17 protein-coding genes and 1 pseudogene are annotated in these 20,649 nt (G+C 68.1%); 8 read left to right on the top strand and 10 right to left on the bottom strand.

Annotated features, from left to right (window positions below):
- Nucleotides 1-12: 12 nt before the first annotated feature.
- Both ntrB and ACXYMW_RS01790 read right to left on the bottom strand, forming a co-directional pair.
- A complete protein-coding gene (ntrB, locus tag ACXYMW_RS01795; protein WP_459033574.1) occupies nucleotides 13-849 on the bottom strand; it encodes a nitrate ABC transporter permease in 837 nt (278 codons plus the stop codon).
- Nucleotides 850-853: 4 nt separating this feature from the next.
- Entirely contained in the window at nucleotides 854-2,233 is a 1,380-nt protein-coding gene (locus ACXYMW_RS01790; protein WP_459033573.1) for a CmpA/NrtA family ABC transporter substrate-binding protein, read from the bottom strand.
- Between the two features lie 204 nt (nucleotides 2,234-2,437).
- Here ACXYMW_RS01790 and ACXYMW_RS01785 point away from each other — a divergent pair, with 204 nt between their 5' ends.
- The 8 genes and pseudogenes from ACXYMW_RS01785 to ACXYMW_RS01750 form a co-directional block, all read left to right on the top strand.
- Nucleotides 2,438-4,291 (top strand): sigma 54-interacting transcriptional regulator, encoded by a 1,854-nt coding sequence (locus ACXYMW_RS01785; RefSeq protein WP_459033572.1) that lies wholly within the window; start codon nucleotides 2,438-2,440, stop codon nucleotides 4,289-4,291.
- Nucleotides 4,292-4,980: 689 nt separating this feature from the next.
- Nucleotides 4,981-5,796, top strand: coding sequence for a DUF2189 domain-containing protein (locus ACXYMW_RS01780; protein WP_459033571.1), 816 nt, complete (start codon nucleotides 4,981-4,983; stop codon nucleotides 5,794-5,796).
- 188 nt (nucleotides 5,797-5,984) lie between these two features.
- Nucleotides 5,985-6,809 carry a cytochrome c oxidase subunit II gene (locus ACXYMW_RS01775; RefSeq protein WP_459033570.1) on the top strand — a complete coding sequence of 275 codons (825 nt, stop codon included), beginning with the start codon at nucleotides 5,985-5,987 and terminating at the stop codon, nucleotides 6,807-6,809.
- A 67-nt stretch (nucleotides 6,810-6,876) separates the two neighbouring features.
- Entirely contained in the window at nucleotides 6,877-8,643 is a 1,767-nt protein-coding gene (locus ACXYMW_RS01770; RefSeq protein ID WP_459033569.1) for a cbb3-type cytochrome c oxidase subunit I, read from the top strand.
- Nucleotides 8,640-9,326 (top strand): cytochrome c oxidase subunit 3, encoded by a 687-nt coding sequence (locus ACXYMW_RS01765; RefSeq protein ID WP_459033568.1) that lies wholly within the window; start codon nucleotides 8,640-8,642, stop codon nucleotides 9,324-9,326. Before ACXYMW_RS01770 ends, ACXYMW_RS01765 begins: the two co-directional genes overlap by 4 nt.
- A gap of 9 nt (nucleotides 9,327-9,335) precedes the next feature.
- The gene (locus ACXYMW_RS01760; protein ID WP_459033567.1) at nucleotides 9,336-10,043 is read left to right on the top strand and encodes a heme-copper oxidase subunit III family protein; all 708 of its coding nucleotides are present in this window, start codon (nucleotides 9,336-9,338) and stop codon (nucleotides 10,041-10,043) included.
- Nucleotides 10,044-10,051: 8 nt separating this feature from the next.
- The gene (locus tag ACXYMW_RS01755) at nucleotides 10,052-10,399 is read left to right on the top strand and encodes a cytochrome C oxidase subunit IV family protein (protein ID WP_459033566.1); all 348 of its coding nucleotides are present in this window, start codon (nucleotides 10,052-10,054) and stop codon (nucleotides 10,397-10,399) included.
- Between the two features lie 272 nt (nucleotides 10,400-10,671).
- Nucleotides 10,672-11,452 (top strand): annotated as a pseudogene (locus tag ACXYMW_RS01750) (IS3 family transposase); the annotation flags it as partial.
- A gap of 59 nt (nucleotides 11,453-11,511) precedes the next feature.
- Here ACXYMW_RS01750 and ccoS read toward each other — a convergent pair.
- The 8 genes from ccoS to ccoN form a co-directional block, all read right to left on the bottom strand.
- Nucleotides 11,512-11,679, bottom strand: coding sequence for a cbb3-type cytochrome oxidase assembly protein CcoS (gene ccoS, locus ACXYMW_RS01745; RefSeq protein ID WP_459033565.1), 168 nt, complete (start codon nucleotides 11,677-11,679; stop codon nucleotides 11,512-11,514).
- Nucleotides 11,676-13,814: a heavy metal translocating P-type ATPase gene (locus ACXYMW_RS01740; RefSeq protein WP_459033564.1), complete on the bottom strand. Its 2,139-nt coding sequence runs from the start codon at nucleotides 13,812-13,814 to the stop codon at nucleotides 11,676-11,678. Before ACXYMW_RS01740 ends, ccoS begins: the two co-directional genes overlap by 4 nt.
- The gene (locus ACXYMW_RS01735) at nucleotides 13,811-14,245 is read right to left on the bottom strand and encodes a FixH family protein (RefSeq protein WP_459033563.1); all 435 of its coding nucleotides are present in this window, start codon (nucleotides 14,243-14,245) and stop codon (nucleotides 13,811-13,813) included. The genes ACXYMW_RS01740 and ACXYMW_RS01735 overlap by 4 nt, the downstream gene beginning before the upstream one ends.
- Before the next feature lie 53 nt (nucleotides 14,246-14,298).
- Nucleotides 14,299-15,867, bottom strand: a complete 1,569-nt coding sequence (locus tag ACXYMW_RS01730; RefSeq protein ID WP_459033562.1) for a 4Fe-4S dicluster domain-containing protein — start codon at nucleotides 15,865-15,867, stop codon at nucleotides 14,299-14,301.
- A 106-nt stretch (nucleotides 15,868-15,973) separates the two neighbouring features.
- On the bottom strand, nucleotides 15,974-16,939 hold the full coding sequence (gene ccoP, locus ACXYMW_RS01725) for a cytochrome-c oxidase, cbb3-type subunit III (protein ID WP_459033561.1): 966 nt from the start codon (nucleotides 16,937-16,939) through the stop codon (nucleotides 15,974-15,976).
- Nucleotides 16,936-17,199 (bottom strand): cbb3-type cytochrome c oxidase subunit 3, encoded by a 264-nt coding sequence (locus tag ACXYMW_RS01720; RefSeq protein WP_459033560.1) that lies wholly within the window; start codon nucleotides 17,197-17,199, stop codon nucleotides 16,936-16,938. The genes ccoP and ACXYMW_RS01720 overlap by 4 nt, the downstream gene beginning before the upstream one ends.
- A gap of 13 nt (nucleotides 17,200-17,212) precedes the next feature.
- A complete protein-coding gene (gene ccoO / locus ACXYMW_RS01715; RefSeq protein ID WP_459033559.1) occupies nucleotides 17,213-18,001 on the bottom strand; it encodes a cytochrome-c oxidase, cbb3-type subunit II in 789 nt (262 codons plus the stop codon).
- A 5-nt stretch (nucleotides 18,002-18,006) separates the two neighbouring features.
- The gene (gene ccoN, locus ACXYMW_RS01710) at nucleotides 18,007-19,608 is read right to left on the bottom strand and encodes a cytochrome-c oxidase, cbb3-type subunit I (protein WP_459033558.1); all 1,602 of its coding nucleotides are present in this window, start codon (nucleotides 19,606-19,608) and stop codon (nucleotides 18,007-18,009) included.
- Nucleotides 19,609-20,649 lie beyond the last annotated feature (1,041 nt).

Below are 20,649 nucleotides of genomic sequence, written 5' to 3'. Positions count from 1 at the left end.
GGCGAACCTCCCTTATTCGGCGAAGGCGACGGCGCGCTGGAGCCGGCCGAAGGCCGCGTCCAGTGCCATGCCGACGACGCCGATCATGAGGATGGAGAAGATGACGGAGGTGAGGTCGAGGTTGTTCCACTCGTTCCACACGTAGTAGCCGATGCCGGTGCCGCCGACGAGCATCTCGGCCGCGACGATCACCAGCCAGGCGATGCCGATGGAGATCCGCATGCCGGTGACGATGGTCGGCGCGGCGGCCGGCAGGATCACCGTGAAGGCGGTGCGCAGCGCGCCCAGCTCATGCGTGCGGGCGACGTTGACCCAGTCCTGCCGGACCCCGGCGACGCCGAAGGCGGTGTTCAGCAGCATCGGCCAGATCGAGCAGATGAAGATCACGAAGATCGCCGACATCTCGCTGTCCTGGATCACGAAGAGCGCCAGCGGCATCCAGGCCAGCGGCGAGATCGGCCGCAGCACCTGGATGAACGGGTTGAGCGCGCGGTAGGCCACCGGCGACATGCCGATCAGGAAGCCGAGCGGAATGGCGATCGCCGCCGCCAGCGCGTAGCCCACCAGCACCCGGAACAGCGAATAGCCGATCTGGATGCCGATGCCCTTGTCGTTGGGCCCCGCGTCGTAGAACGGGTTCGAGAACTGCTCCCAGGCCTTGGCGATCACGTCGGAGGGCGGCGGGATGCCCGCCTTGGGCGCGCCGCCGCCGGTCAGGCGTTCGTATTCGGTCAGCTCCTCGACCGCCTTCTGGGCCGGGATCGCGGCCTCCCAGATCAGGAGGCCCATGGCGAGCATGACGACCGACAGGATCGCCGCGCGCTGATTGAGCGAAAGGGTTCCGAGCATCGCCTCAGCTCCGCCCGATGGCAAAGGAGGCGACGTAGTCGGCTGGGGCCGCCGGGTCGAAGGTCTTGCCCATGATGGTGTGCGACTTGTAGGTGACCTCGGGCGCCTCGTAGCCGAGATCGGTCATCACCTTGGCGCAGTCGGCGGCGAGGTAGACCTGCTCGGCCACCGCGCGGTAGTCGATGTCGCCCTCGATATAGCCCCAGCGCTTCATCTGGGTCAGGATCCAGACCCCCATGGAGTGCCACGGGAACGGGTCGAAATCGATCCGGTCGGGCACCCGCTGCACCTCGCCCAGACCGTCGGCATAGGTGCCGGTCAGCACCTGCTCGATCACCGGAACCGGCTGGTTGAGGTAGTTGGTCGGCGCGATGGCCTCCGAGATCTCCTTCCGGTTGGCCGGGTCGCTGGCATATTGCGTGGCGTCGATGATCGACTTCAGCAGCGCGCCGTAGGTGTTGGGCAGCTCGGTGGCAAAGCTCAGCGGCGCGGCGAAGGCGCAGCACGGATGGCCTTCCCAGATGTCCTTGGTCAGCGTGTGGATGAAGCCGATCTCTTCCCAGACCGCGCGCTGGTTGAACGGGTCCGGCGAGAGATAGCCGTCGAGGTTGCCGGCGCGCAGGTTGGCGACCATCTCGGGCGGCGGCACGACGCGGATCTGGATGTCGGTGTCGGGGTCGAGCCCGTGCTCCGCCACGTAGTAGCGCAGCAGGAAATTGTGCATCGAGTATTCGAACGGCACGCCGAAGGTGAAGCCCTTCCACTGCTTCGGGTCGCGCTTGTCGAGGTGTTCGTTCGACAGCACGATGGCCTGGCCGTTGATGTTCTCGACCGCCGGCATGATGTAGGGCTCGGCGATGGAACCGGCGCCCAGCGTCATCGCCAGCGGCATCGGGGTCAGCATGTGGCTGGCGTCGTATTCGCCCGACAGCGACTTGTCGCGCGCCACTGCCCAGCCGGCGGTCTTGATCACCTGCGCATTCAGGCCGTGCTTCTGGTAGAAGCCCATGGGCTGCGCCATGATGATCGGCGTGGCGCAGGTGATCGGCACGAAGCCGATGTTGAGGTCGGTCTTTTCCGGCGTGCCGAGCTCGTCGAGGATCGCCGCCTTGGCCTTGTCGAGCGGCAAGACCGAGGCCAGCGCCGCGGCCATCGTGCCGCCGCCCATCATGCCCATGAAGGACCGCCGGCTGACGTCGCTGTGGTTGAAGACGGAGCGCACCACGGCGCTTTCCACCGCGCGTTCCAGCATCTCGTCGGACGTCATACGGCCGGCCGGTCCGTCATGGGGCGTGCCGGCGGCGCAGGAGCTGCAGCCGCACTCGGCGCCATGGCGCAGTTCGGACTTTTCGGAGTACGGATCACCGAGGCTCTTGATGGTCATGGCCTTCCCCTTGTTGCGTGTCGGGGACCAGTATGACCGTGCCGGAACACTGCCGGTAAGAGGCTGACCGGGATCTGGGGCCGCCCGGGAATCTGTTATTTTGCTTGCACTTACGGCGGACAACCCGCCGAGATTCAATACGAGTTTTCGTGATTTACGATTTTTCGTTGGCCGTTGCGCGTGGCTCTGGGCTAGGCTCGCGCCATGTCCGCCGAACCGCTGCCGCTTGATTCGCTGCTTGCCGCGCTGCCCGATCCGGCCTTCGTGCTGGATGCCGGCCGCGACGCCATCGCCGCCTGGAACCCGCCGGCGGAAGAGCTTCTGGGCCGCGACGCGGCCGCGCCGCGCTTCTCGCAGCGCCTGCGCGCCGCGCTGCCCGCCTTCATCGTCTTCGTGGAGGAGATCGACCACCGCGGCGCCGCGTGGACGCGCGACGTCGATCTCTCGGCCGCGGCCGGGCGGCCGCTCCGCTGCGAGCTGCGCGGCCGCGCCGTGGCCGAGATGCCGGGTCACTTCCTGATCGTCGCGCACGACCTCGACGCGCTGGCGCGCCGCACCCAGCAATCCGAGGCCGCCGAGCTGCACCGCGCCGGGGTTGGCGAATGGAAGCGCGCGCAGTCCTTCTTTGCCGAGCTGGAGCGCCAGAACCAGCTGATCCTGAACGCCGCGGGCGAGGGCATCTACGGCATCAACGCCGAGGGCAAGACCACCTTCGTCAACCGCGCCGCGCAGGAGATGCTGGGCTGGACCTCGGAGGACCTGCTGGGCCGCGACGTCCACGCGATGATCCACCATCACCATCTGAACGGCGAGATCTACCCGGCTCAGGATTGTCCGATCTACCGCTCGTTCCGCTTCGAGCAGGTCAGCCGCATCGAGGACGAGGTGTTCTGGCGCAAGGATGGCCGGCCGATCCGTGTCGAATACGTCTCCACCCCGATCTACGACCACAAGGTGCTGGCCGGCGCCGTGATCATCTTCCGCGACATCACCGAGCGGAAGGAAAACGAACGCAAGTTGCGCGAGGCGCTCGACGAGGTCGCCGAGCTGCGCGACCGGCTGGAGCAGGAGAACGCCTACCTGCAAGAGGCGATCAGCACCGAGCGCGCGCATCACGACATCCTCGGCCGGTCGGCGCAGATCCAGCAGTTGCGCAAGCAGATCGACCTCGTCGCGGGCACCGACGCGCCGGTGATGATCACCGGCGAGGCGGGCACCGGAAAGGCGCTGGTGGCGACCGCGATCCACAAGGAAAGCCTGCGCAGCCGCCGGCCGATGATCCATTTCAAATGCCGCTCGGTGGCGCCCGACGCGGTCGATGCGGAGCTCTTTGGCCAGATGCGCGGCGCCTTTTCCGGCGCGCTGCGCGACCGGCCCGGCACGCTGGAGCTGGCGCATGGCGGCACGCTGTTTCTCGAGGACGTGGAGGAGCTGCCGCCGGAAACCCAGGGGCGGCTGCTGCACGCGCTGCAGGAACACGCGGTGGTGCGTCTCGGCGATACGCGGGCCCGGGCGGTCGATCTGCGGCTGATCGCGGCCACGACGCGCCGGCCCGAGGACGCGGTGCGGCGCGGCGTGCTGCGCGACGACCTGCGGCTTTTCCTCGGGGTCTTTCCGATGGCCTGCGCGCCGCTGCGCGAGCGTCCCGAGGACATCCCCGATCTCGCCGTGCACCTGCTCGATCTGGCCTGCCGGCGGCTCAACCGCGCGCCGCCGGTGATCACCGCGCGGACCATGCAGATGCTGGCCGAGTACGACTGGCCGGGCAACGTGCGCGAGCTGCGCAACGTGATCGAGCGGGCGGCCATCGTCTCGACCGGCGGCAAGCTGATCGTCGAGATCGGCAGCGCGGCGCAGGCCGGGCGCGGGGCCGCCGCGCCGATCCGCACCGAGGCCGAGATGCAGCAGGCGATACGCGACAACCTCCTGGCCTGCCTGCGCGAGACCGAGGGCAAGGTGTCCGGCCCGGACGGCGCGGCGGCGCTTCTGGGCGTCCGGCCGACGACGCTTTACTCGCGAATCCGCGCGGCCGAGATCCAGCCGTCGGAATGGCAGTGAGGCCGATTGGTCGCCCATGCGCAGTGGTCGGTGATGGCGGACAGGGCGCCCCGGGGCGCCCAGGACGATGCGCCCACTCTGGCGCTGCCTGAGGTAGGTGGCGTCGAGCCAGACGGAACCCGGGCGCCAATGTGCAAGCGGGTCAGGAACTCGGTGACGCTCCAATCAATATCCATGCAGTCTTTCCACACGGCGCTTTGAGATGTCGCCCATCCCCATGGCCTGTACCAAATCGTCGACGCGGCGCGGGGAAGCTCCGCTGAGGCGCAAGACAGGCATGCGTCCGACGCATGAAACGCCGCAGGCCGCACCTGGGACGCACCACGCCTACCTCCGCAACCCCTCCCGGGTATGCTGCAGCACGTCAGACGGAACTGCGGTGATCAGAGCGGTCCCCCTCGACCTCTTGGGCGGCGACCGCCACCGCGCATGGCCGGGTCTGACCGCTGGGAACGGATCAAATCCTTGGCGACCTCTTCCGCGAAGTTGCCGGTAAGCCGACACCCCGGACTTGCAGGCGCCCACTCGTCTCACGCGCAGGAATGTGGTACAATGCACCGCCGGTTTGGCGACCGGTGTTGCATGGATATTGGCGCCCCGGTGAACGACTTCGAGGAAGTTCGCAAATGGCCAAGCCTGTCAAAACCATCGGAAATCCGGGATCGTGGGCGATTGAGTCGCTGCGGTCGATGTCGCAGGGCGTCGGACGGGGGTTGCACGAGATCGCTGGTGATCACCTCGCGCATCCGGAAGCGGCGACCCTGACCGACGCAGATATCTGGATCGCCCTTCGGAAGGGGCGCGAGGATTTCTTCGCCCTGCGAACCGACGTGATCTTCGTGATCATCATGTATCCGATCATCGGCATCGTGCTGGCAACCGTGGCGCTGCAGCGCGATCTTCTGCCGCTTCTCTTCCCGCTCATGTCGGGCTTTGCGATCCTCGGTCCGGTGGCGGCGGTCGGGCTCTACGAGATGAGCCGGCGGCGCGAACGCGGCGAACCGGCCGGTCTGGGCGCGGCATTCGGCGCCCTGACCTCGCCGGCCATCGGCGCGATCCTGGCAATCGGTTTCGGGCTGCTTCTGCTGTTCATCGCCTGGATCCTCGCGGCCTGGACGATCTACGCGCTGACCCTCGGGCCGGAGCCCCCGGTCTCGGCCACCGGCTTCTTTGCCGAGGTCTTCACCACCGGGGCCGGCTGGGCGCTGATCCTCGTCGGGTGCGGCGTCGGCTTCGTCTTCGCCGCCGTCACGCTGGTCGTCACGGTGGTCTCGATCCCGCTGCTCCTCGACCGCCATGTCGGGGTACCGATGGCGATCCACACCTCCGTCGCCGTGTCCCGGAAGAACCCGGTGACCGTTGCCAAATGGGGGTTGCTCGTCGCCGTGCTCCTGGTGCTCGGCACGATCCCGGTGTTTCTCGGGCTGATCGTCGTGTTCCCGATCCTCGGCCACGCGACCTGGCACCTCTACCGGCGGGCGGTCAGGCACCCCGAAGCGGTCTGATGCAACGCTCGCAGGCGCGCCGAATCGAAATTGCGCCGACAAGGCGTTTCGGTTCGTCCCGTCTGTTCAAAGGCCTGCGCGGGTCGAGTCCTGCGGAAAACCCGATTCCATGCTAGACTGAACCCGACTCGGCACCGGATGCCGTTTGGCCATTCCCGGTGCCGATTGCGCTGCGGGAAGGTGCGCTGATGATCGTCGCAATCGCGCTTGTCGCCATCGTCGTCGGGTCAGTCCTGTTTCACATGCTGAGCCCGTGGTGGTGGACGCCCATCGCCTCGAACTGGCAATATATCGACACGACCCTCGTTATCACCTTCTGGATCACCGGCGTCGTATTTGCCGCCGTCGTCCTTTTCATGGCATGGTGCGTCTGGCGCTACCGCCACCGCCCCGGCCACAAGGCCGAGTTCGATCCCGAGAACCGCCGGCTCGAGATCTGGCTGACCGCGGTTACCGGGCTCGGCGTCGCGGCGATGCTTGCGCCCGGCCTGATCGTCTGGAAGCAGTTCGTCACCGTGCCCGACGACGCGACCGAGGTCGAGGTCTTCGCGCAGCAGTGGAACTGGAGTTTCCGTCTGCCCGGCGCGGACGGGCGGCTCGGCACCTCCGACGCGCACCTCGTCAGCTATGACAACCCGCTCGGCGTCAGCCCGCACGACCGCTTCGGCCAGGACGACGTGATCGTCGAGCTTGCGGATCTCTACCTTCAGGTCGACCGCCCGGTGAAGATGGTGCTGCGTTCGATCGATGTCCTGCACAATTTCTACGTGCCCGAGTTTCGCGCCAAGATGGACATGGTGCCGGGCATGGTCACCTATTTCTGGTTCACCCCGACCCGGACCGGCGAGTTCGAGATCCTTTGTGCCGAACTGTGCGGCGTCGGGCATTCCCACATGCGCGGATTCGTCCAGGTCGTGGAGGAAGCGGATTACCAGGGTTGGCTGCAGGAGCAGCAGACGTTTGCGAATTTGTCGTCAGCGACGAGGGTGAGGACCGCCAGCACCGACAACTGACTGCCGACACGTCGCGACGCTGCCCACGGGTCGAGCCACGACCCGCGCGAGCAGGGAGGAGCACTGAATGGTCAACGTCGACGAACGCCCCGATTCCCGAGTGCCGCCGGCCGAGGTCCCGGACGTCCATCCGCCGCACGCCCTCAGCTGGATCGGAAAGTGGGTGTTCAGCCAGGACGCGAAGTACATCGCCCTCCAATATTCCGGCACCGCCATCGCCATCGGACTGGTCGCGCTGGTCCTGTCCTGGCTGATGCGGCTGCAACTGGGATTTCCGGACACCTTCGCGTTCGCCCCCGAGGCCTATTACCAGTTCATCACCATGCACGGCATGATCATGGTGATCTATCTGCTCACCGCGATCTTCCTCGGCGGCTTCGGCAATTACCTGATCCCGCTGATGGTGGGGGCGCGGGACATGGTGTTCCCGTTCGTCAATATGCTGAGCTACTGGGTCTACCTGCTCGCCGTCCTCGTGCTCGTCGCCAGCTTCTTCGTCCCTGGCGGGCCCACCGGGGCGGGCTGGACGCTGTACCCGCCGCAGGCAATCCTGTCGGGCACGCCCGGCGGACAGGATGCCGGCATCGTCCTGATGCTCCTGTCGCTCATCCTGTTCATCATCGGCTTCACCATGGGAGGGCTGAACTACGTCGTCACGGTCCTGCAGGCGCGCACCCGCGGCATGACGCTGATGCGGATGCCACTGACCGTCTGGGGCATTTTCACCGCGACGGTGATGGCGCTGCTCGCCTTCCCGGCTCTGTTCGTGGCCTGCGTGATGATGCTGTTCGACCGGCTGCTCGGCACCTCCTTCTTCATGCCGGCGCTGGTCGAGATGGGCGAGCAGCTCAGCTACGGCGGTGGCAGCCCGATCGTGTTCCAGCACCTGTTCTGGTTCTTCGGGCATCCGGAGGTCTACATCGTCGCGCTGCCGGCGTTCGGGATCGTGTCGGACCTGATCGCGGTGCATGCGCGCAAGAACATCTTCGGCTATCGGATGATGGTCTGGGCGATCGTCATCATCGGCGCGCTCAGCTTCATCGTCTGGGCGCACCACATGTATGTCTCGGGCATGCATCCGTGGTTCGGGTTCTTCTTCGCCACCACGACCCTGATCATCGCGGTGCCCACGGCGATCAAGGTCTACAACTGGGTGCTGACGCTCTGGAAGGGCGACATCCACCTGACGCTGCCAATGCTCTTCGCGCTCGCCTTCATCGTGACCTTCGTCAACGGCGGCCTGACGGGTCTGTTTCTCGGCAATGTGGTGGTGGACGTGCCGCTGTCGGACACGATGTTCGTCGTCGCGCATTTCCACATGGTGATGGGCGTCGCGCCGCTGATGGTGATCTTCGGCGCGATCTACCACTGGTACCCCAAGATCACCGGCCGGATGCTGAACGAGGCGATGGGCCAGATCCACTTCTGGGTCACCTTCCTCGGCGCCTACGCGATCTTCTTCCCGATGCACTATGTGGGCCTTGTCGGCGTGCCGCGGCGCTATCCCGAGATCGGCTCCGCGCCCTATCTCGCGACGCCGGTCGACGGGCTGAACGCCTTCATCAGCATCGCCGCCTTCGTCGTCGGCGCGGCGCAGATGCTGTTCCTGTTCAACATCTTCTGGAGCCTGCGCCATGGGCGGATGGCCGGCGGCAATCCGTGGCGGGCGGCCTCGCTGGAATGGCAGACGCCGGACACCCCGCCGCGCCACGGCAATTGGGGGCAGGACCTGCCGCTGGTCTACCGCTGGGCCTACGATTACAGCGTGCCGGGCGCGCCCACCGATTTCGTGGCGCAGAACGATCCCTGGGTGCCCGAGGGGCCGCGGCCATGACGGTGATCCTGATCCTCATCGTCGGCGTGGTCGCGGTGGCGACGCTCTGGCTGCTGCGCCAGGGGGTGATGACGAAGCCGTGGCTGGAGACCGGCATGCCCGAGGGCGCCGACGTCGCGCTGCCCACCGGCCGGGTCGGGCTGGGCATCCTGATGGTGGTGCTGGGCGCGCTCTTTGCGCTCTTCGGCAGCGCCTTCGTGATGCGGATGGACCTGGAGGCCTGGTCGACCTTCACGCTGCCCCGGATCGTCTGGCTGAATGTCGTGCCGCTGGTCCTGGCCAGCGCCTTCCTGCACCGCGCAGCGCGGACCGCCGCGGCCAATGACCGGCCCGCCACCCGGCAGGCGGTCACCATTGCCGCCCTCGCCACCGCCGCCTTCCTGGTCGGCCAGCTGGCCTCCTGGCGCGATCTGACCACCGCGGGCGAGGGTCTGGTGGCGAGCCCGGCCGCGAGCTTCTTCTACCTCCTGAGCGGGCTGCACGGGCTGCACGTCTTGGGCGGCATCGCGGCGCTGGCGCTGGTCCTGGCCGGCAGCCGCGGCACCCTGCGACGGCGCCGCACCGGCATCGGCCTCTGCGCCACCTACTGGGACTTCCTGCTCCTCGTCTGGTGCGGCCTGCTGGTCCTGTTCCTGGGCTGGGCCAACCAGCTCGCCGCCCTCTGCCGGGGTCTCGTGTCATGAGGAAACGCCATGGCTGACACCAACCTGCACGCCGACCGACGCTCCGGACTGGACCAGTTCGTCGACGACTGGAGTTCGGACCAGCGCACCTTCAAGCGGGTGTCCTGGGGCAAGGCGATGATGTGGATCTTCCTGCTGAGCGACACCTTCGTCTTCAGCGTGTTCCTCTTGGGCTACATGTCCGCGCGGATGTCGACGCAATCCGAATGGCCCAACACCAGCGAGGTCTTCGCGCTGCATGTCGGCGGCGCGCACCTGCCGCTCCTGCTGATCGCGATCATGACCTTCGTGCTGATCTCGTCGAGCGGCACCATGGCGATGGCGGTCCGCTGCGGCTATGCCCGCGCGCGCAAGGCGACCGCGGGGCTGATGTTCCTGACCGCCGGCCTGGGCGCGACCTTCGTCGGCATGCAGGCCTTCGAATGGACCAAGCTGATCCAGGAGGGCGTCCGGCCCTGGGCGAACCCGTTCGGCGCCGAACAGTTCGGCGCCAGCTTCTTCATGATCACCGGCTTCCACGGCACCCACGTGTCCTTCGGGGTCCTGTTCCTGCTGATCATCGCCACGAAGATCTGGCGCGGCGAGTTCGACCGGCCTGGCCGAACCTGGCTGAAATCGGGCGCCGGGGACTACGAGGCGGTCGAGATCATGGGGCTCTACTGGCACTTCGTCGACCTCGTCTGGGTCTTCATCTTCGCGTTCTTCTATCTTTGGTAGGTCCGCCCATGTCTGATACCGCAGCCGCCCCCGCCGCCCCCCATGCCGAAGGCCAGCAGCACCCGCTGAAGCTCTACTTCATGGTCTGGGGGCTTTTGTTCGTGCTCAGCGCGTTCTCCTACCTTGTCGACTACGCCGGGCTTGAGGGGATGCTACGCTGGTCGCTGATCCTGGCCTTCATGCTGTTGAAGGCCGGGCTGATCGTCGCGGTCTTCATGCACATGGCCTACGAGCGGCTGGCGCTGATCTATGCGATCCTGTTGCCCCCGGCGGCCGTCCTAGCCTTCCTTGCGATCATGACGGTCGAGTCGGACTACACCTTCCTCACCCGCGACACCTTCTTCGCCGCACCGTGATCCGGCCGTCGCGGACGCAGCGTCAGACCGGCAGGGGCCGCATCGCGCCCGGCAGCAGGGCGGCGAAGAGCGCCGCAAGGTGGACGCTCGAATACCGGAACAGGGCCGTCTTGAGGCTCCGCAGGAGTTCGTCGATCCCAACCCAGCCCTGAGGGTCAAGCCGGATGTCGATCAGGTCCGGCTGCTGGCGCAGAACCCTGGCAAGGCCGGCCGCGAGGAAAGCAAGTCACGGTCGCAACGGGCGCGCCGCAAGCTCCATCGGGCTGTGACAGCTCGGTGCGAGGGACGGCGGCTCCACTGCTTGGCTCAAGCGACCGATCAGCGCCCGGGCGGGCTAGGACGCGAAAGCTCCTCATGGAGGTCGACAAAGGTTTCAAGGCCAGCGACCGCACCTATGGTACCCGTCGGGTATGGCGGGACGTGCTCGAGGACGGGTTGACCTGCGGGCTGCACCTGGTCGAGCGCCTCATGCGGCAGAACGCCATGAGAGCCCGACCGCAGCGCCGTAAGACGCCCAAGAATGATGGCGCGCGCTCAGTCGTCGGCGACAACATCCTCGACCGGGACTTCTAGGCCGACCGGCCGAACCAGAAGTGGCTGGCCGACTTCACCTACATCTGGACCGGAGAGGGCTGGCTCTACGTCTCGGTCGTGCTCGACCTCTTTTCCCGGCGCGTCGTAGGCTGGTCGATGAAGGCGGACCGGGACGTTTCGCGGGTTATGGATGCCCTGATGATGGCGCTCTGGCGGCGCAGCACGGCCGATGCTCTGCTCCACAATTCCGACCAGGGATCGCAATATACCAGCGAGCAATTGTAACGCTTGCTGCTCTACAACCGCATCATCTGCTCCATGAGCCGGGCTGGCAATGTCTGGGACAACTCGGCAATAAAGAGCTTCTTCTCATCGCTGACGACCGAGCGAACAGCCCGCGAGGTCTACCGCAACCGCAACCGCAACGCAGCACGCGCAGATATCTTCGATTACATCGAGCGCTCCTACAATCCCAGACGACGCCACTCGAAGTTGGGATATCTCAGCCCCAATGGCTTTCGAGGACCGAGCCATGCAAACCTAAACCGGTGCCCGCGGAACCGGCAGCTATCCAGAGATCACTCTCTTGCCTTTCGTGGCGTGTCGTCCCAGCGGGAGTCGAGAATGCGGTTCCGACTGCCCTCGGGGTCGTCGTATTGCGCCGCGCGCAGGCTCCAGAGGAAGCCGGCGAGGCCCATCAGCCCCAATCCCACCGAGACCGGGATCAGCACCACCAGCACGTTCATCGCCACCCTCTTACCGCGTTCAGCGTGACCGTAATCGACGAAAGCGACATCGCCAGCGCCGCCAGGAACGGCGTTGCCAGCCCGGTGAGCGCCACCGGCACAGCGACGACGTTATAAGCCAACGACAGCAAGACGTTCTCACGCATCCGCATGAGGCCCTTGCGGGAAACCGCCAGCAGCTCGGCGACGCGCACGAGGCCGCCCGATAGGAGCACCACGTCGGCGACGCTGCGCGCCGCGTCGAGGCCCGAGGACGGCGCCAGCGAGGCGTGCGCCACCGCCAGCGCGCCAGCGTCGTTGAGCCCGTCCCCGACCATCAGCACCCGACGGCCCTCGGCGGCGCGCGCGTCGATCCAGGCGGCTTTGTCGCCGGGCATCATCGCCGCGGCAGTCTCGTCGATGCCGAGGGCGGCGGCGACCCGGGCCACGGCGTCGGCGCCGTCACCCGACAGCATCGCCACCGCGCGGCCCGCTTCGCGCAGCGCGGCAATTGCGGCGTTTGCCTCCGGGCGGACCTCCTCCTCGAATCTCAACACCGTTGCGGCGTTCTCGCCCGCGTCGAGTGCCACCCCGCCGCCCTCGACGCCGATCCACGACGGCCGTCCAAGCCGCACCGCGCGCCCCGCGACCCGGCCCTCGACGCCGAGCCCCGGGCGTTCGGTCACCGCCTCGACCGGCTCCGGGACGATCCCGCGCGCCGCCGCGGCCTCGACGATAGCGCGGGCGTAGGGATGCGCGGATCCGGAAGCGAGCCCGGCAGCGAGCGCCAGATGGGCGTCGTCCGGCGTCCCCGTCAGCCGCGCCCGGCCAGTGGTCAGCGTGCCGGTCTTGTCGAAGACCACCAGGTCCACCTCGGCGAGGCGTTCGAGCGCAGTGGCGGATTTCACCAGCAGCCCGCGCTTGAACAGCCGGCCGGTGGCGACCACCGATACCGCCGGTACGGCGAGCCCGAGCGCGCAGGGACAGGTGATGACCAGCACCGAAATTGCCACGTCCAGCGCCCGCCACGCGTCGCCCGAAAACTGCCACCAACCGGCGAAAGCGGCCAATCCCAGCAGGTGCACCAGCGGCGCGTAGGCCCGTGCCGCGCGGTCGGCGAGGCCGGCGAAGCGCGTGCGCTGGTTCTCGGCGGTGGCCACGAGATCGGCCAGCCGAGCCAGGGCCGTATCGGCACCGGCGCGCACCACGCGGACCTCGAGGGGGCCCGAGAGGTTGACCTCGCCGGCCGCGACCTCGCTGCCCGGGGCGACGTCGAAGGGCGCGCTCTCGCCAGTCAAGGCCGAGCGGTCGACGTCGCTGCGGCCCGAGACGACGATGCCGTCGGCGGGCAGCCGGTCGCCTGGTCGCACCAGCACGCGGTCGCCGGGCGCCAGCGTCTCGGCACGCACCACCCGCTGACCGTCATCGGTCAGGAGCACCGCCTGCGGCACCGCCAGCGCAGAGAGCTCGGCCGCGGCGGAGCGCGCGGCGCTGCGGCCGGCGTGGTCGAGCGTGCGGCCGATCAGCAGGAAGAAGGTCAGCGCCAGTGCCGCGTCGAACCAGCTTTGCCGGTCGGCCCCCTGAACGGCGCCGATCAGCGACACCAGCGCGGCGAGCACGATCGCCAGAGAGATCGGTACGTCCATGTTAAGCCGCCGGGCCGCCAGCGCGCGCAGCGCCGAGGCGAAGAACGGCCGCGCCGCGAAGGCCACCGCCGGCAGCGCGATGGCTGCGGAGACAAGGTGGAAGAGCTGCGCGGTCACTTCTGCAGCGCCGGACCAGACCGCCACCGACAGGAGCATCACGTTCATCATCGCAAAGCCCGCGACGCCGGTGCGCATGAGCAGGTCGCGCATTTCGGCGCTTTGCCCCGCCAGCACTGAGACATCGAGTTCCTGCGCCCGGTGGCCGGCCGCGGCGAGCCGCGCCACCAGCGTCTCGGGCGCAAGCCCGGGCGCGCGCACCGCGACCCGCCTGCGCGACAGGTTCACCCGCGCGGTCTCGACGCCGGGCAGCGCCAGGAGCGCCTCCTCGACGGAGGCGATACAGGCGGCGCAGGTCACGTCCGGAAGGTGCAGCGCCGTGTCGGCTAGGGCCGGCGCCGAGGCCTCGGCGGCGGAACCGGCGGCGACGCAGCCCGGGCAGGCGGCGGTCACCGCGGAACCTCGAGGCGCAGGCTGCGCTCGAAGAGCTTGCCGCCCGCGGCGCTGGCCTTAAGGTCGACGCGCCAGAGGCCCGGCGTGAGGTCAGCGCTTATGCGTCCGTCGGCGGAGGGCAGAAGCGGCCGCTCCTCGGCGGCGAAGGTCGGGCGCGCCACGACTACTGAAAGGTCGTGCGCGCGCACCGGGGCGCCCTGCGCATCGGTCAGCGTCAGGTGCAGCAAGCCATCGGCGTAGTCCGCCCGCACCTCCCAGCCGAGCGCGTCCTGCGCCTGCCGGCGGGCCTCGAAGCTCTGGCTGGCGACGTAGCTGCTGGCCACCTCCAGCCCCGGGAAAGTGCGCACGGCGTTAACCGCGAGGGTCACGTTCACCGAGACGATGATGCCGAAGCCTGCGACGAACATGCCCAGCACGTGCCAGCCGGTCAAAGTACGGCCAGAGGGTGCGCGGCCCGCAAGCGGGCGGGAGGCTGCGGGGCTGGTCATCGGGTGTCCCCGTTGAAGGTGGTGCGCACTCGCGCGGTCTCGTCGGTGACGCGGTCGCGGGCGGTGATGGCGATCTGGGTACGGTCGGCGGCGGCCTCGGGCGCCTCCGCGGGCGCGGTCACGTAGACCCGGATCAGGCGCTGGGTGTCGGCCTCGACGGTGACGGTGCCGGCGGCGGCGCCCTCGACCCCGAGGTCGAGCGCCGAGGCCCCATCGAGGCCCAGCGCCACCTCGTGCGGCGCGCCGAGGCGGTTGCGCACGCGCAAGTCGTAGGCGTTGCGGATGCTGCCGTCCGAGAGCGTCACGAAGGTCGGGTTGCGCACCGGCGACACGGTCAGCTCGAGCGTCGGGCGCAGCAGCAGCGCCACCACCAGCGCCACGCCGATGGCGACCCAGAGTCCGAAGTAGACGAGGTTGCGCCAGCGCAGCACGTGGCCGAGGGCCGGCCGCGGCGCTGCGCCGGCGCGCTCCAGCGGCGCGTCCGAAAGCGCCAGGTAGTCGACCAGCCCGCGTGGCCGCCCGATCTTCTCCATGACCTCGTCGCAGGCGTCGATGCAGAGCGCGCAGGTGATGCAGGCCATCTGCTGGCCGTCGCGGATGTCGATGCCGGTCGGGCAGACGTTCACGCAGGCGTTGCAGTCGATGCAGTCGCCGGGGCCGTCATCGACCCGCCCCGCCGGCGCGCCGACCAAAGCCGTGGCGCCGCGCACCTGCATCGGGATCAGCGGCGAGCGGCCGCCGACCTGCGGCCCGGCGGCGCGGGTCGCGGGCATGGTTTCGGGCACGGTTTCGGGCGCGGGCTCGGCGGCAGAGGCGCGGCGGCGCAGGCCCTTGCCGCGCGGCTCGCCGCGCCAGTCGCGGTAGGCCACGGTCAGCGTGCCCTCGTCCATCATCGCGCCCTGGATTCGCGGCCACGGGCACATGTAGATGCAGACCTGCTCGCGCATGAAGCCGCCAAACACGAAGGTCGTCGCAGTCAGCATCGCGATCGAACTCCAGGCGATTGCCGGGGCCTGCAGCGTCGCGAGGTCGCGCGCCAGCGTCGGCGCATCGGCGAAGTAGAACACCCAGGCACCGCCGGTGGCGACCGAGATCGCCAGCCAGAGCGTCCACTTGGTCACCCGCAGCCGCCACTTGCGCGCGCTCCAAGGCGCCTTGTGCAGCCGCAGGCGGGCGTTGCGGTCGCCCTCGACCCAGCGCTCGACCTGCAGAAAAAGGTCGGTCCAGACGGTCTGCGGGCAAAGGTAGCCGCACCAGACCCGGCCCAGCGCGGCGGTGAACAGGAACAGCCCCAGCCCGGCCATGATCAGCAGGCCGGCGACGAAGTAAAACTCGTGCGGCCAGATCTCGACCCAAAAGAAGTAGAACCGCCGATCGGCGAGATCGACCAGCACCGCCTGGTCGGGCAGCGCCGGGCCGCGGTCCCAGCGCAGCCAGGGCACGAGGTAGTAGATCCCCAGCGTCAGCGCCATGATCTGCCACTTCAGCCGCCGGAAGCGGCCCGAGACCCGGCGCGGGAAGATCGGCTCGCGGGCGGCGTAGAGGGAGGTGGTGGTGTCGCTCATGGTCTTCTCTCCGGGGCGCGCGCGTGCGGTCCGCCCGGTCATGCGCCGGCGCGCTCCCGGCGGCCTTGATCGAGATCAAGGCCGCCGTGTCTTTGCGCCGCGCGGGTCAGTTTGCCGCGGGCTCGGCTTGTTGCGGCCCCTGCACGTCGGAGGGCTCGGCGCGGACCGGGACAGGGGTGGCCTCGGGGTCGCCAGCACCGGCGGTCTGCGCCTCCGGCTCCTCGCCGCCGCCGAGCTGGTGGACGTAGGCGGCGAGTGCCCGCACCGAGGGCTCGCCCAGCCGCTCGCCCCAGGGCGGCATAACGCCGAACGGGCCCTCGGCGATCAGCGTCGCGACGCTGTCCGCGTCCGAGCCGTAGAGCCAGATCGCGTCGGTCAGATCCGGCGCGCCAAGGTCGCGGTTGCCGGTGCCGTCCTGGCCGTGACAGGCGGTGCAATAGGTGGCGAAGAGCTCGCCGCCCTCGCCGGCCAGCGGGTCGGTGCCCTCGGGCATCGCTCGGACATGGGCGGCGAGCGTGACGACCTCCTCGCGCTCAAGCATGTCGCCGAAGCCGGGCATCTGGCTGAAGCGCGCCGCGTCGTCCTCATCGTTGCGGATGCCGTGGCGGATGGAATAGGCGATCTCCTCGCGACTGCCGCCCCAGAGCCAGGCGTCGTCGAGCAGGTTCGGGTAGCCCTCGGCCCCCGCTGCGCCCGAGCCGTGGCACTGCGAGCAGTTGTTCCGGAACAGCGAGGCGCCAGCCTGCACGGCGAAACGGTGCAGGTCCCGGTCGTCGGGCAGCGCCGCGAGGTCGGTCTCCACTAGCGCCGCGCGCAGCTCGGCCTGGCGCGCCGCGACCGCGTCGATCTCGGCGGCGACCTCGCCGCGGGCCGACCAGCCGAGCACCCCGGCGGTGGCGCGATCCACCAGCGGCCAGGCCGGGTAGAGGATGCAGTAGATCACCCCCCAAACGATGGTCGCGTAGAAGGTCCAGAGCCACCAGCGCGGCAGCGGGTTGTTATATTCCTCGATCCCGTCCCAGACGTGGCCGGTTGTCTCGGGCTGGCGGGAGGCGTCGGGTTTCTGGCTCATCTCGGCTCTCCGGACGGCTCGCAGGAACAGGTGGCGCAGGACTTGCCGCAGCCGGTGGCGATCAGGGGCGCGGGCTCGGGTCCGGGCGCCGGCCCGGACGCCGGCCTGGCCTCGCGGAAGATCGAAGCCGCGGCGTCGTCGTGGAGCCGCCGGCTCCCGGGCCGGAAGGCCCAGAGGATCACCCCCATGAAGAACAGGAACAGGGCGAGCAGTGCCCAGCTGTCGGCGAACTCGCGCAGGAGCGAATAGGTGTCGGACATGGCCCCCTCTCGTTCAGCGGCTGGCGTCGGCGACGAAGGTCGAGGTGTCGACCAGCGTCCCGAGCATTTGCAGGTAGGCGATCAGCGCATCCATCTCGGTGAGCGCCGGGCGCCCATCGAAGTTGCGCACCTGGGCGCCCGGGTAGCGCTCGGTCAGACCGTCGGCACTTCCTGAGGGATCGGCCTGGCCGCGGAAGTCGGCGGCGGCCTTGGCGATCATTTCGTCGGTGTAGGGCACACCGACGAAGCGGTGGGTGCGCATCAGTTCGTCGACGTGCTCGGCCGAGACGGACGTCCGGGCGAGGTAGTCGTATTTCGGCATGATGCTTTCGGGCACGACGCTCTGCGGGTCCTCGAAGTGGTCGACGTGCCATTCGTCCGAGTAGCGCCCGCCGACCCGCGCCAGGTCCGGTCCGGTGCGTTTCGAGCCCCACTGGAACGGGTGGTCGTACATCGACTCGGCGGCGAGGCTGTAGTGGCCGTAGCGCTCGACCTCGTCGCGCATCGGCCGGATCATCTGAGAGTGGCAGGTGTAGCAGCCCTCGCGCACGTAGATGTCCCGCCCCGTCAGCTCGAGCGGCGAATAGGGGCGCACGCCCTCCACCTCCTCGACGGTGTTCTCGAGCCAGAACAGCGGCGCGATCTCGACGATTCCGCCGATCGTCACGACGAGGAAGGAGAACACCAGCAGCAGCGTGGCATTGCGCTCGATGGCGCCGTGGCGGTCGATCAGACGCTTGCGACGGGGCGCCTCAGAGGCTTCGGGCGCGCGGTCGGAGCCCTGGGTCGTGGTGTCGGTCATCGGGCTCACTCCGCGGGGATGGCGTTGTCGGGGGCGCTCTGGCGGGCCGGCGCGGCGCGCACGGTCATCCACATGTTCCAGGCCATGAGCAGCGCGCCGGCGAGGAAGAAGACGCCGCCGAGAGCACGGACCAGGTACATCGGGAACTTGGCGGCGACGGTGTCGGCGAAGGAGTTCACCAGGAAGCCCTGGTCGTCGACCTCGCGCCACATCAGGCCTTCCATGATCCCGGTGACCCACATCGAGGCGGCGTAGAGAACGATGCCGATGGTCGCGAGCCAGAAGTGCCAGTTGATCGCGGCGACCGAGTACATGCGCTCGCGGCCCCAGAGCTTCGGCGTCAGGAAGTAGAGGCAGCCGAAGGTGATCAGCCCGTTCCAGCCGAGCGCGCCGGAGTGCACGTGGCCGATGGTCCAGTCGGTGTAATGCGACAGCGAGTTGACCGCCCGGATCGACATCATCGGGCCCTCGAAGGTCGACATGCCGTAGAACGCGAGGCTGGCCACGAACATCCGGATGATCGGGTCGGTGCGGATCTTGTCCCAGGCGCCCTCGAGGGTCATCAGCCCGTTGATCATGCCGCCCCAGCTCGGCATCCAGAGGACCACCGAGAACACCATGCCGAGCGTCGAGGCCCAGTCCGGCAGCGCGGTGTAGTGCAGGTGGTGCGGACCGGCCCAGATGTAGAGGAAGATCAGCGCCCAGAAGTGGATGATCGACAGCTTGTAGCTGTAGATCGGCCGCCCGGCCTGCTTCGGCACGAAGTAGTACATCATCCCGAGGAAGCCGGCAGTGAGGAAGAAGCCGACGGCGTTGTGGGCGTACCACCACTGGGTCATGGCGTCCTGCACGCCGGCGAAGACCTGCACCGACTTCGAGCCCCAGATCGACACCGGCACCGACAGGTTGTTGACCACGTGCAGCATCGCGACGGTGATGATGAAGGCGAGGAAGAACCAGTTGGCGACGTAGATGTGCGGCTCGCGGCGCTTCGCCAGCGTGCCGACGAAGACCGCAAGGTAGGCGATCCAGACGATGGTCAGCCAGATGTCCACGTACCACTCGGGCTCGGCGTATTCCTTCGACTGGGTGGCGCCCAGCAGGTAGCCAGTGGCGGCGAGCACGATGAAGAGCTGGTAGCCCCAGAAGACGAACCAGGCGAGGTCGCCGCCCCAGAGCCGTGCCGCCGAGGTGCGCTGCACCACGTAGAACGAAGTCGCCAAGAGCGCGTTGCCGCCGAAGGCGAAAATCACCGCCGAGGTGTGCAGCGGCCGGAGCCGGCCGAAATTGGCGAAGCCCTCGGACCAGTCGAAGTTGAGTGCGGGGAAGGCCAACTGAAAGGCGATGAAGACGCCGACGAGAAAGCCAGTGATCCCCCAGAACGCCGTCGCGACCACGCCTGCGCGCACCGGACCGTCCATGTAGCCCGACGTATCACGCACCCGCGCGGGCTCGCCGTAGCTGCGGATCTCACGCAGGCAGAGGCCGGCGGCTATGATCATGATCAGCCCAGCATGGACCGAGTAGGCGAGGTCGCGACCCCAATCCGCGGCCACCGCCGCGATGAGCGCGACAAGCGCATAGGAAATGATGCGAATGATAGCCATGGCGTCCTCGTTGCCGTTCGGGCGCCTCTCTCCTGGAGACGGTCCTTGCAGGCATCTGAGTGCCACGGGTCCCGAGGGGCGAGCCTTGACATGGATCAAGTGCGTAGACGAAGACGCGCGCAGCCGGGTGCGGCGCGTGGGTCGCAAAACGGCTGTCGCTCCGGCAAAAGGCGATGAGGCGCGGCCCAGCGCACGAAGACGCGCAGGCGCCAAAATTCGGTTGGCTATGGCGCAAGATCTGGGACGGTTAGGAGCTACGTCCGGAGCCCTGCCAGTTAGCTGGGCGGCATCCCGAAGCCGATGCCATCCCGCCACCGCGGCACGAACCGGTGCGGCTGCAATACTACGCTTCGCAGAGGCGGTTAGAACTTGATATGGCGCGCCGAGGGCATGACCTGGCTCGTGCCGCATAGCGGTCGCGGCCGGCCACCGATCGTCGCCGGCACAGCTACGCAGTTCTGCCTGTCGATCAAGGTTTTGTTCAAACTCCCTCTGTGTCAGACCGGTAGCCAGCCGCTTGCAGCAGGCGCGGACCGACTGGTTCGTCCCGAATGCTTCTCAGCTCCACCGTCGGTATAAGACCTCGGCACGCAATTCGTGCACGGCCGCGCCAGCGGGACGCTGGATTTGAACATATACAGCCTCCGCATAACAGTTCGTGCGACGGTGAGTTGTCGGCATTTGAGTACTTGGCGCAGGGTTTCCGCCAGAGGCGACGAGTTCATCTGGCCATGTCCCCCGCCTGGGCGGCCCTTTGCCGACGTTCGCCAAGCAGGTTTTCGCAGGGGCGTAGCCGCCAGAAGCGGCTTTTGCGGCCTCGTGCAGCATTAGACGGCAGGCGGGCGTGGGCGGTGCGGATTTTCCTGCCGTTCGCTGCGAACGTTCAAATTGTGCTGCGTCTGCTCAGGCCTCCGGAAAGGGCGGATTGTGTTGAAGAAGTCGGTCGAGGACGACCGTTTTGCCAGCCCAAACGTCGGCGCGCCGCCGTTCCGTTCGGGCAACTGCCCGTCTGTCCGCCTCAATACGGCTATTCGGCCGCTC

The sequence above is a fragment of the Roseivivax sp. CAU 1761 genome (assembly GCF_054482755.1).
This window is presented reverse-complemented; position numbering and strand designations above follow the sequence as displayed.

What these genes read in the sequence shown, in the direction of transcription:
- ccoO (WP_459033559.1), bottom strand. Translation starts at nt 18,001, where the DNA reads ATGACCGACACCACGACCCAGGGCTCCGACCGCGCGCCCGAAGCCTCT.
- ACXYMW_RS01780 (WP_459033571.1), top strand. Translation starts at nt 4,981, where the DNA reads ATGTCGCAGGGCGTCGGACGGGGGTTGCACGAGATCGCTGGTGATCAC.
- ACXYMW_RS01755 (WP_459033566.1), top strand. Translation starts at nt 10,052, where the DNA reads ATGTCTGATACCGCAGCCGCCCCCGCCGCCCCCCATGCCGAAGGCCAG.
- ccoS (WP_459033565.1), bottom strand. Translation starts at nt 11,679, where the DNA reads ATGAACGTGCTGGTGGTGCTGATCCCGGTCTCGGTGGGATTGGGGCTG.
- ccoN (WP_459033558.1), bottom strand. Translation starts at nt 19,608, where the DNA reads ATGGCTATCATTCGCATCATTTCCTATGCGCTTGTCGCGCTCATCGCG.
- ACXYMW_RS01730 (WP_459033562.1), bottom strand. Translation starts at nt 15,867, where the DNA reads ATGAGCGACACCACCACCTCCCTCTACGCCGCCCGCGAGCCGATCTTC.
- ACXYMW_RS01775 (WP_459033570.1), top strand. Translation starts at nt 5,985, where the DNA reads ATGATCGTCGCAATCGCGCTTGTCGCCATCGTCGTCGGGTCAGTCCTG.
- ACXYMW_RS01760 (WP_459033567.1), top strand. Translation starts at nt 9,336, where the DNA reads ATGGCTGACACCAACCTGCACGCCGACCGACGCTCCGGACTGGACCAG.
- ACXYMW_RS01790 (WP_459033573.1), bottom strand. Translation starts at nt 2,233, where the DNA reads ATGACCATCAAGAGCCTCGGTGATCCGTACTCCGAAAAGTCCGAACTG.
- ccoP (WP_459033561.1), bottom strand. Translation starts at nt 16,939, where the DNA reads ATGAGCCAGAAACCCGACGCCTCCCGCCAGCCCGAGACAACCGGCCAC.
- ACXYMW_RS01720 (WP_459033560.1), bottom strand. Translation starts at nt 17,199, where the DNA reads ATGTCCGACACCTATTCGCTCCTGCGCGAGTTCGCCGACAGCTGGGCA.
- ACXYMW_RS01770 (WP_459033569.1), top strand. Translation starts at nt 6,877, where the DNA reads ATGGTCAACGTCGACGAACGCCCCGATTCCCGAGTGCCGCCGGCCGAG.
- ntrB (WP_459033574.1), bottom strand. Translation starts at nt 849, where the DNA reads ATGCTCGGAACCCTTTCGCTCAATCAGCGCGCGGCGATCCTGTCGGTC.
- ACXYMW_RS01765 (WP_459033568.1), top strand. Translation starts at nt 8,640, where the DNA reads ATGACGGTGATCCTGATCCTCATCGTCGGCGTGGTCGCGGTGGCGACG.
- ACXYMW_RS01785 (WP_459033572.1), top strand. Translation starts at nt 2,438, where the DNA reads ATGTCCGCCGAACCGCTGCCGCTTGATTCGCTGCTTGCCGCGCTGCCC.